The 8,678-nt window shown below is 70.4% G+C and carries 12 protein-coding genes; 9 read left to right on the forward strand and 3 right to left on the reverse strand.

The features are described 5' to 3' along the window. The first annotated feature begins 137 nt into the window (after positions 1 to 137). From infA to rplQ, 7 genes are all read left to right on the forward strand, one after another. Positions 138 to 359 (forward strand): translation initiation factor IF-1, encoded by a 222-nt coding sequence (infA, locus tag ABD262_RS01395; RefSeq protein WP_006946284.1) that lies wholly within the window; start codon positions 138 to 140, stop codon positions 357 to 359. An 85-nt stretch (positions 360 to 444) separates the two neighbouring features. Further along, positions 445 to 558 (forward strand): 50S ribosomal protein L36, encoded by a 114-nt coding sequence (rpmJ, locus tag ABD262_RS01400; protein ID WP_010148647.1) that lies wholly within the window; start codon positions 445 to 447, stop codon positions 556 to 558. Between the two features lie 235 nt (positions 559 to 793). Further along, entirely contained in the window at positions 794 to 1,171 is a 378-nt protein-coding gene (rpsM, locus tag ABD262_RS01405; RefSeq protein ID WP_344130009.1) for a 30S ribosomal protein S13, read from the forward strand. Beyond that, the gene (rpsK, locus tag ABD262_RS01410; RefSeq protein WP_140743564.1) at positions 1,171 to 1,575 is read left to right on the forward strand and encodes a 30S ribosomal protein S11; all 405 of its coding nucleotides are present in this window, start codon (positions 1,171 to 1,173) and stop codon (positions 1,573 to 1,575) included. Before rpsM ends, rpsK begins: the two co-directional genes overlap by 1 nt. Before the next feature lie 35 nt (positions 1,576 to 1,610). Beyond that, positions 1,611 to 2,219 carry a 30S ribosomal protein S4 gene (gene rpsD / locus ABD262_RS01415; protein ID WP_056923979.1) on the forward strand — a complete coding sequence of 203 codons (609 nt, stop codon included), beginning with the start codon at positions 1,611 to 1,613 and terminating at the stop codon, positions 2,217 to 2,219. Between the two features lie 145 nt (positions 2,220 to 2,364). Next, positions 2,365 to 3,399: a DNA-directed RNA polymerase subunit alpha gene (locus tag ABD262_RS01420; RefSeq protein WP_344130019.1), complete on the forward strand. Its 1,035-nt coding sequence runs from the start codon at positions 2,365 to 2,367 to the stop codon at positions 3,397 to 3,399. Between the two features lie 69 nt (positions 3,400 to 3,468). Next, complete coding sequence (rplQ, locus tag ABD262_RS01425; RefSeq protein ID WP_344130022.1) at positions 3,469 to 4,191, forward strand: 50S ribosomal protein L17, sunset domain variant; 723 nt, start codon at positions 3,469 to 3,471, stop codon at positions 4,189 to 4,191. Between the two features lie 175 nt (positions 4,192 to 4,366). On the opposite strand, the gene ABD262_RS01430 is transcribed toward rplQ, so the two are convergent. After that, the gene (locus ABD262_RS01430) at positions 4,367 to 5,563 is read right to left on the reverse strand and encodes an MFS transporter (protein WP_344130025.1); all 1,197 of its coding nucleotides are present in this window, start codon (positions 5,561 to 5,563) and stop codon (positions 4,367 to 4,369) included. A gap of 67 nt (positions 5,564 to 5,630) precedes the next feature. Here ABD262_RS01430 and truA point away from each other — a divergent pair, with 67 nt between their 5' ends. Then, positions 5,631 to 6,521 carry a tRNA pseudouridine(38-40) synthase TruA gene (gene truA / locus ABD262_RS01435; RefSeq protein WP_344130028.1) on the forward strand — a complete coding sequence of 297 codons (891 nt, stop codon included), beginning with the start codon at positions 5,631 to 5,633 and terminating at the stop codon, positions 6,519 to 6,521. Here the strand turns inward: truA and ABD262_RS01440 are convergent. Next, positions 6,518 to 7,057 carry a cupin domain-containing protein gene (locus ABD262_RS01440; protein ID WP_344130031.1) on the reverse strand — a complete coding sequence of 180 codons (540 nt, stop codon included), beginning with the start codon at positions 7,055 to 7,057 and terminating at the stop codon, positions 6,518 to 6,520. The two genes, truA and ABD262_RS01440, sit on opposite strands and share 4 nt — an antisense overlap. A 75-nt stretch (positions 7,058 to 7,132) precedes the next feature. On the opposite strand from ABD262_RS01440, the gene ABD262_RS01445 reads away from it, so the two are divergent. Further along, positions 7,133 to 7,795 (forward strand): TetR/AcrR family transcriptional regulator, encoded by a 663-nt coding sequence (locus tag ABD262_RS01445; protein WP_344130034.1) that lies wholly within the window; start codon positions 7,133 to 7,135, stop codon positions 7,793 to 7,795. Here ABD262_RS01445 and ABD262_RS01450 read toward each other — a convergent pair. Continuing rightward, positions 7,785 to 8,657, reverse strand: a complete 873-nt coding sequence (locus ABD262_RS01450) for a hypothetical protein (protein WP_344130037.1) — start codon at positions 8,655 to 8,657, stop codon at positions 7,785 to 7,787. The two genes, ABD262_RS01445 and ABD262_RS01450, sit on opposite strands and share 11 nt — an antisense overlap. Positions 8,658 to 8,678: the final 21 nt, after the last annotated feature.

Raw genomic sequence — 8,678 nt, forward strand, 5'->3', positions numbered from 1 at the left:
GTCCGGCCAGCCCCATGGAGCACGATTTCGTGCTCAGGCAGTCCTGGCGTAGACTGGTCTGTCGGTGCGCGACCTCGCGTGCCGTATTCGTGTGTGCGCCCCAGCCGGGGGTGCCACGACGACAGATTGTGGAGGACATGGCCAAGAAGGACGGTGTCATCGAGATCGAGGGCACGATCGTCGAGGCTCTCCCGAACGCGATGTTCAGGGTCGAGCTCACGAACGGTCACAAGGTTCTCGCTCACATCTCGGGCAAGATGCGTCAGCACTACATCCGGATCCTCCCCGAGGACCGCGTGGTGGTGGAGCTCAGCCCGTACGACCTGACCCGTGGCCGGATCGTCTTCCGCTACCGCTGATCTGCACGACCAGCACCCAGCACCACCCCGTTAGACCTGCCGGTCCGCCCGGATCGACAGTGCCAGATCGACTGAAGCAGAGGCTATGAAGGTTCAGCCGAGCGTCAAGAAGATCTGCGACAAGTGCAAGGTGATCCGCCGTCACGGCCGGGTCATGGTGATCTGCGAGAACCTGCGCCACAAGCAGCGCCAGGGCTGACCAGCTCCACCTGAGCCCCCACGCGGGACTCGCCCAGCACGACTCGCATCTCTTCGAGAAGCGCAGACAAGTGAATCGACCGCAGTACCCGGCCCCTGAGAGCAGCGTCGTCGACGCAGCCCAGGACGTCACCCCCGGCCCGGAGGCCGAGGACCGGTGCCCCGAGGAAAGCTTCGGGAAGCAGCCCGGAACGGTACTGCTCCAGACCTCCGGTGAAACAAAGGAAACACACAAGATGGCACGTCTTGTCGGTGTTGATCTCCCGCGCGAAAAGCGCGTCGAGATCGCTCTCACCTACATCTTCGGAGTGGGTCGTACCCGCTCCCAGCAGGCCTTGGCCGCGACGGGTGTCAACCCGAACACGCGCGTCCGCGACCTGTCCGACACCGAGCTCGTCGCGCTGCGCGACTACCTCGAGACGAACGTCAAGATCGAGGGTGACCTCCGTCGCGAGATCGCCGCCGACATCCGCCGCAAGGTCGAGATCGGCTCCTACGAGGGCCTGCGCCACCGCCGTGGCCTGCCCGTGCGCGGTCAGCGCACCAAGACCAACGCGCGCACCCGCAAGGGCCCCAAGCGCACCGTCGCCGGCAAGAAGAAGGTTGGTAAGTAATGCCTCCCAAGGCTCGCACTGCCGGCGCCAAGAAGGTGCGCCGCAAGGAAAAGAAGAACATCGCCCACGGGCACGCTCACATCAAGAGCACCTTCAACAACACGATCATCTCGATCACGGACCCCGCTGGTGCCGTCATCGCCTGGGCCTCTGCCGGCCAGGTGGGCTTCAAGGGTTCGCGCAAGTCCACCCCGTTCGCCGCGCAGATGGCCGCCGAGGCTGCCGCCCGTCGCGCGATGGAGCACGGCATGCGCAAGGTCGATGTCTTCGTCAAGGGCCCCGGCTCCGGTCGTGAGACCGCCATCCGTTCCCTGACCGCGACCGGCCTGGAGGTCGGCGCCATCAGCGACGTCACCCCCTCGCCGCACAACGGTGTCCGTCCGCCCAAGCGCCGTCGCGTCTGAGCCGTCGGTAAAGAACAGGGAGATAGAGAAAACTCATGGCTCGTTACACCGGCCCCATCACCAAGAAGTCGCGTCGCCTCAAGGTCGACCTCGTCGGCGGCGACAAGAACTTCGAGCTCCGTCCCTTCCCGCCCGGCCAGCACGGCCGTCGCCGGATGCAGGAGAAGGAGTACCTCACCCAGCTGCAGGAGAAGCAGAAGGCCCGCTTCACCTACGGCGTCATGGAGAAGCAGTTCCGCGGCTACTACCAGGAGGCCTCGCGCCGCTCTGGCAAGACCGGTGAGACCCTGCTGCAGATCCTCGAGTCCCGCCTGGACAACGTGGTCTACCGCGCCGGCCTGGCCCGCACCCGTCGTGCGGCCCGCCAGCTCGTCACGCACGGCCACTTCGAGGTCAACGGCGTGCGCGTGGACGTCCCGTCCTACCGCGTCGAGCAGTACGACATCATCACCGTTCGCAAGCAGTCCGTGAACACGTTCCCGATCGAGCTGGCTCGCCAGACCTTCGGCGAGCGCCCCACCCCGGCCTGGCTCCAGGTCGTCCCGGGCACGCTGCAGATCATGATCCACCAGCTCCCGGAGCGTGCGCAGATCGACACGATCCTCACGGAGCAGCTGATCGTCGAGCTCTACTCGAAGAACTGACGGCAGCGGGTATGCCGCGTGGGTGACCACGCGGCATACCCCGCTTTCGGCCGTGGTCGCAGACAGAGGCGACGTACGGCCTGGACCAACTGGTCCGACATTCATCGGCGTCATATAGCGGTCGCCGAAGAGAAAGGAAACACCCGTGCTCATTGCACAGCGCCCCTCCCTCAGCGAAGAGGTCGTTGCGGACAACCGCAGCCGCTTCGTCATCGAGCCCCTCGAGCCCGGCTTCGGCTACACGCTCGGCAACTCCATGCGCCGCACGCTCCTCTCGAGCATCCCCGGCGCAGCCGTGACCAGCATCCGCATCGACGGTGTGCTGCACGAGTTCTCCACGATCCCCGGGGTCAAGGAGGACGTCACCGAGATCATCCTCAACATCAAGGGCCTGGTCGTCTCCTCGGAGCACGACGAGCCGGTTGTCATGTACCTGCGCAAGCAGGGTGCGGGCGCCGTCACCGCCGCGGACATCGCTCCGCCGGCGGGTGTCGAGGTGCACAACCCCGACCTGCACATCGCCACGCTCAACGGCAAGGGCAAGATCGAGATGGAGCTGACCGTCGAGCGCGGTCGCGGCTACGTCTCGGCCAACCAGAACAAGTCCGGTGACCAGGAGATCGGCCGCATCCCGGTCGACTCCATCTACTCGCCGGTGCTCGCCGTGACCTACAAGGTCGAGGCGACCCGTGTCGAGCAGCGCACCGACTTCGACAAGCTGATCGTCGACGTCGAGACCAAGAACTCGATGGCCCCCCGTGACGCGATGGCCTCGGCCGGCAAGACCCTGGTCGAGCTGTTCGGCCTGGCCCGCGAGCTCAACGTCGAGGCCGAGGGCATCGACATGGGCCCGTCGCCGACCGACGCCGCCCTGGCCGCCGACCTGGCGCTGCCGATCGAGGACCTCGACCTCACCGTCCGGTCCTACAACTGCCTCAAGCGCGAGGGCATCCACACCGTGGGTGAGCTCGTCGGGCGCAGCGAGGCCGACCTGCTCGACATCCGCAACTTCGGTGCGAAGTCGATCGACGAGGTCAAGGCCAAGCTCGTCGGCATGGGCCTGGCCCTCAAGGACAGCCCGCCCGGGTTCGACCCGTCCGCGATCGCCGACAACTACGGCGACTACGACGACGACTTCGCTGACGACGGCCGCGCCCTGGCCGAAGACGAGCAGCTCTGACCAACCGCCGCTGACCAGCCGGCACCGTCCGCGGTGCCGGCAGGTCACACACCAAGGAGAACCTGAACCATGCCTACCCCCACCAAGGGTCCCCGTCTCGGCGGCGGTCCGGCTCACGAGCGCCTGATCCTGGCCAACCTGGCCAGCTCGCTGTTCGAGCACGACTCGATCACCACCACCGAGGCCAAGGCCAAGCGCCTGCGCCCGCTGGCCGAGCGTCTCGTGACGTTCGCGAAGCGCGGTGACCTCCACGCCCGTCGTCGCGTCCTGTCGGTCATCTCCGACAAGGGCGTCGTGCACCGTCTCTTCACCGAGATCGCGCCCGACATGGCCGAGCGTCCCGGCGGCTACACCCGCATCACCAAGATCGGCGCCCGCAAGGGTGACAACGCCCCCATGGCCGTGATCGAGCTCGTCCGCGAGCCGCTGGCCAAGAAGGCGACCGTCAAGGAGGCGGAGGCCGCTACCAAGCGTTCCGCCAAGCAGGCCGAGGCCAAGGAGGCTGCGGTCGAGACCAAGGCCGCGGAGGACGACGCCAAGGCCGCCGAGTCGACCGAGACCACCGAGTCGACCGAGACCACCGAGGCTGCTGCCACGGAGGTCCCGGCCGGTGCCATCGCCGCGAACGAGGACGGCTCGTCCCCCGACGCGGAGTACACCGTCAAGGGCAACGCCGACTCGGGCAAGTACCACGAGGCCGACGGCCAGTGGTACGACCAGACGATTGCCGAGTTCTGGTTCAAGTCCGCCGCCGACGCCGAGGCCGCTGGCTTCACGAAGGCCGGCGCCTGACCCAGGCCGCCACATCGCAGCAACGGGCCGTCCACCCTCCGGGGTGGGCGGCCCGCTGCGTTGTCCGGACCACCTGTGACGTGTTGCTGCCTGGTCGTCACGGGTGGGTTGTTCCGGGGGTCTGGTGGGGTCCTGGTGGCAACAAGTGCCGAGAGCGCCCGCCGACCGACGACGGTCAGGTATGCCGGGTGGCAGGCTCCGTGCGGAAGGCGCCGGCCAGGGGGAGGATCGCGAGGATCAGCACCATGGGTACGGCGAACCCGGGGCGTAGGGACTGCGCGCCGACGACGCCGGTCAGGACGGCCCCCAGCAGCCCGCCGACGTAGTTGAACTGGTTGAACCGGGCGATCACGGCGTCCACCCGGGCCCGTCGGGCCTCGGGGTCGAGCCCGCCGCCCGCGACCACGGCTGCGGCGGAGAAGGACAGCGGCGCGATCACGGCGACCGAGCCACCCAGCACGGTGAAGCCGAGCACCGCGACCCACCACGACGGTGAGAAGACGATGACCGCCAGGGCTCCGCAGGCCACCAGTGCGCCGATGCGCAGCAGGGGCACGGCGCCGACCCGGGCGACGGCCGCGTCGCCGGCGAGCCGGGTGGCCAGGCTGGCGACCAGGTAGGGGAGGGTGGCGAGGGGGAGCAGCCAGTCGGGTGCCTCGTGGACCGACTTGAGGAACACCGGTCCCCAGGTCGTCGCCGCGGTGTCGACCATGTAGAACAGCACCATCGCGGCCCCGAGCAGCAGGATCTTGCGCCACGGGACGGCCAGGGCGGCGGCAGTGGTCGCCACCGGCGGGTCGGCGCTGGCCGGCAGGAGGGGGGCGGCCAGCAGGAGCAGGGCCACGACGCACAACGGCAGCAGCCCGGCGAGCAGGCCCACCTGCGTCACCGCGATCGTGACCACCGTGGCGACGATCCCGCCGGCCGTCCAGGCCCCGTGGAACGACGGCAGGATGGTGCGGCCGTAGCGGTGCTCGACCGCCACCGCCTGCATGTTGGAGGCCGCGTCCACGACGCCCAGCCCCAGGCCGTAGACGGCCAGCCCGCCCACGAAGACGCCCCTCTGCGGTGCGCCGGCCACCGCGGCCAGCCCGAGGGCCTGCAGGACGAACCCGACCCGCAACGTCGCGGCACTGCCCCTGCGGGTCGCAGCCATCTCGGTGAGGGCCGACCCGGCGCCGGCCAGGAGCACGACCATGAGCAGCAGCCCGGAGACGAACAGCTCCGACAGGTCCCAGCGGGTCTGGAACCTGGGCAGCCTGGTGGTCAGGGAGATGAACAGCAGACCCTGCACGGCGAAGGCTGCGGCGACGGCGGCGCGGTGCCGGGCGAGGCCGACGGTGGTGCGCGCCGGGGTGGTGGCGATCCTCACCCGCCCACTCTGGCAGACCTGAGGTCCGGGCGAGGGGCACCAACCCACCCGTGACTAGGCTTGCCGCATGGACCAGGAGCAGGGGGAGCGGCCGGCGGCGCCCCTGCGGATCCGGCTCGACTTCGGCTACGACGGCACCGACTTCTCCGGCTGGGCGGCCCAGCCGGGGCTGCGCACCGTCGAGGGCACGCTGTCTGCGGCGCTCACCACCATCCTGCGGGCCGAGCAGCCGGTGCGGCTGACCGTGGCCGGGCGAACCGATGCCGGGGTCCACGCCCGGGGCCAGGTGGCCCACTTCGACCCGGACCCGACCGCCTGGGCGGCGCTGCCCGGTCGTTCCACGCGCACTCCCGCCGAGGCGGCGCTGAGCCGGCTGCGCGGCATACTCCCTGCCGACATCGGCATGCGGGCCGTTGCCGTCGCCGCAGACGGCTTCGACGCGCGCTTCGCGGCGCTGCAGCGCCGGTACCTCTACCGCCTGGCCGACCGACCGGAGCTGGTGGACCCGCTGCGCCGCCGCGAGACCGTGGTCACCAAGCGCGCCCTCGACGTCGAGTCGATGCACGCTGCCGCCCAGGAGCTGCTCGGGCTGAACGACTTCGGAGCCTTCTGCAAGCGGCGCGCGGGGGCGACGACGGTGCGCACGCTGCTCGACTACTCGTGGCGACGCGCCGAGGACGGCACCCTCGAGGCGACGGTCGTCGCTGACGCGTTCTGCCACTCGATGGTGCGCTCGCTGGTGGGCGCCGTCGTGCCGGTGGGCGAGGGACGCAAGGGGGTCCACTGGCCCGCGGAGGTGATGCGGGCGGCCGTCCGTGACGCCGCTGTCGTCGTGATGCCCCCGCACGGGCTCTCGCTCGAGGAGGTCGTCTATCCCGACGACGCCGGGCTGGCCGTCCGCGCCAGGGAGTCGCGGGTCAGGCGGACCCTGGACCGGTCAGAACCGCCGTCGGCCTAGGAGCCCTCGGGCAGCGGGGGCCCGACCACCTCGAGCCCGTACCGCGGCCCGACGACGTTCCACCGCGCGATCTCCTCGGGCATCGAGCGACCATCGGCGCCGGGGAGCCGGTGCTCGAGCGCCGGCAGGCCGACCTCGTCGTAGAGGTCGAACAGGTGCCCGGGGTCGGTGAGCCCCAGGAAGCGGACCGGCTCGTCGCCGGTCACCCGGAAGGCGTGGGGCAGCATCGCCGGCAGCCAGATGAAGTCACCGGAGGTGAGGTGGAAGACCTCGTCCCCGGCGCGGTAGGTCATCGCGCCGTCGAGGAGGTAGAAGGCCTCCGCCTCGCGGGTGTGCCGGTGCAGGGGGGTGGCGGTGCCGGGCGGCTGGGTCACGAGGGCGACGCCGAGGCCGCCCCCCGACTCGTCGGCGCTGAGCAGGTGCTCGAACAACGAGCCCATCGCCCACGTCCCGCGGCCCGTGCCCGCCGGCCGGTGGACGACCCCGGCGCCCGGGCCGGTGGTGGCGGTGGGGGTGGTCGTCCCGAGCTCGCTCATCTGGCGCTCCTCAGCCTGCACTGGGCCAATATTCATCCGAACCATCTTCGGGCGAATATTGCTAAGGTAGGCCCGATGACCAGGACCGTCAAGACCCGCGCCTACCGGTCGACGGTGCGCGCCGAGCAGGCCCGTCGCACGCGGCTGGCGGTGCTGCGTGCCGCCCGCGAGCTGCTCACCGAGCACGGCTACGAGGCGACGACCGTCGCGATGGTGGCGGCGGCGGCCGGTGTCTCCGTCGACACGGTCTACACCAGCGTGGGGCGCAAGCCCGAGCTGGCGGTCGCGGTGGTCGACATGGTGCTGGGATCGGCCGACGAGCCGGTGCCTGCGCAGGAGCGCGACTACGTCCGCGCGGTGCAGGCGGCGGTCACGGGCCGGGAGAAGCTCGCGGTGTATGCCGCGGCGATGCGGACCCTGGTGCCGCGCACCGCCCCGCTGCTCGAGGCACTGCGCAGGGCGGGGGAGGCCGACCCCGCGTCGGCGTCGGCCTGGTCGATGGTGATGGAACGCCGGGCAGCCAACATGCTGCTGCTCGCCGCCGACCTGCGCGCCTCGGGAGACCTGCGGGCGGACCTCACCGACCGCGAGGTGGCCGACATCGTCTGGTCGACCAACTCACCCGACTACTGGCTGCTGCTGCGCTCGCGCGGCTGGTCGGCGAAGCGGTACGCCGAGCTGCTCGAGGACCTGTGGTGTCGCCTCCTCCTGGAGGGTGAGCCGCCGGTCAGCCGGTGATGGCGGCGTAGCCGAGCGAGTCGTGGATGGCCAGGCCGGCGAAGGCGGAGGAGCCCGAGAAGGCGTCCTCGACCAGCGCGAGCTGGGTGTTCATCTGTGCGAGCGTCATGCCGTAGAAGGTCTGCTTGACCTCGGTCGGGTCGGTGCCGAGGAAGTTGGTCTCCTGGCCGATCCGCACGGGGCGGCCGAGCTGCCCGCCGGCCGTCACCTCGGCGGCGGCGAGGGCGATCGTGCCGTCGGGACCGTCCGCGCGGTTTCGGTAGGCCATCACCGTGACCGCATCGGTGCGGCGGATGATCTCGCGGTCGAGCGTCGAGCCGTTCGCGGCGATCTCGTCGAACCAGAACGGGATGTCCGCCTCGATGGGCGTGGCCGCCGCCGCGGTGCCGAGCAGGTCGAGGGTGGCGAGGTACTTCTTGACGACGGCCTTGCGGTTCTTGGTCCACGCGGAGGTCGTGTAGGGCTCGATGTCGACGTGGACCCCGGTGAACAGGCCGGTGGCCAGCGTCGGCTGGAGCCAGTTGGTGACCACCCAGGTGGGGTTGTCGACCCAGCCCGGGTCGCCGCCGAGGGCGTCCACGCGCAACCCTGCAGCGTCGGCCAGGGCGACCAGCTCCTGGAGCTCGGCCAGCTTCGGTGAGCTGTCCACGTGCGGGGGCACGGCGGCATACAGCTGACCGATGCCCCGGGCCGTCGCGAGGCTGACGACCGCCTGCGGGTCGGACGTGTCCCAGACCCACATGGCCCGGGCGGCGGCCGGGCGGCCGGTGCGGTCCACCGTCACCTCCGGCGCGGCCATCGCCTGGCCGGCCACCGTCACGCCCACGGCACCCACGATCGCCACGAGGGCGACCATAGCCATGAGGCGGAGGGGAGAGGCGGA

This window comes from Pedococcus bigeumensis (assembly GCF_039531795.1).
In the GTDB taxonomy this organism is placed as follows: Bacteria; Actinomycetota; Actinomycetes; order Actinomycetales; family Dermatophilaceae; genus Pedococcus; species Pedococcus bigeumensis.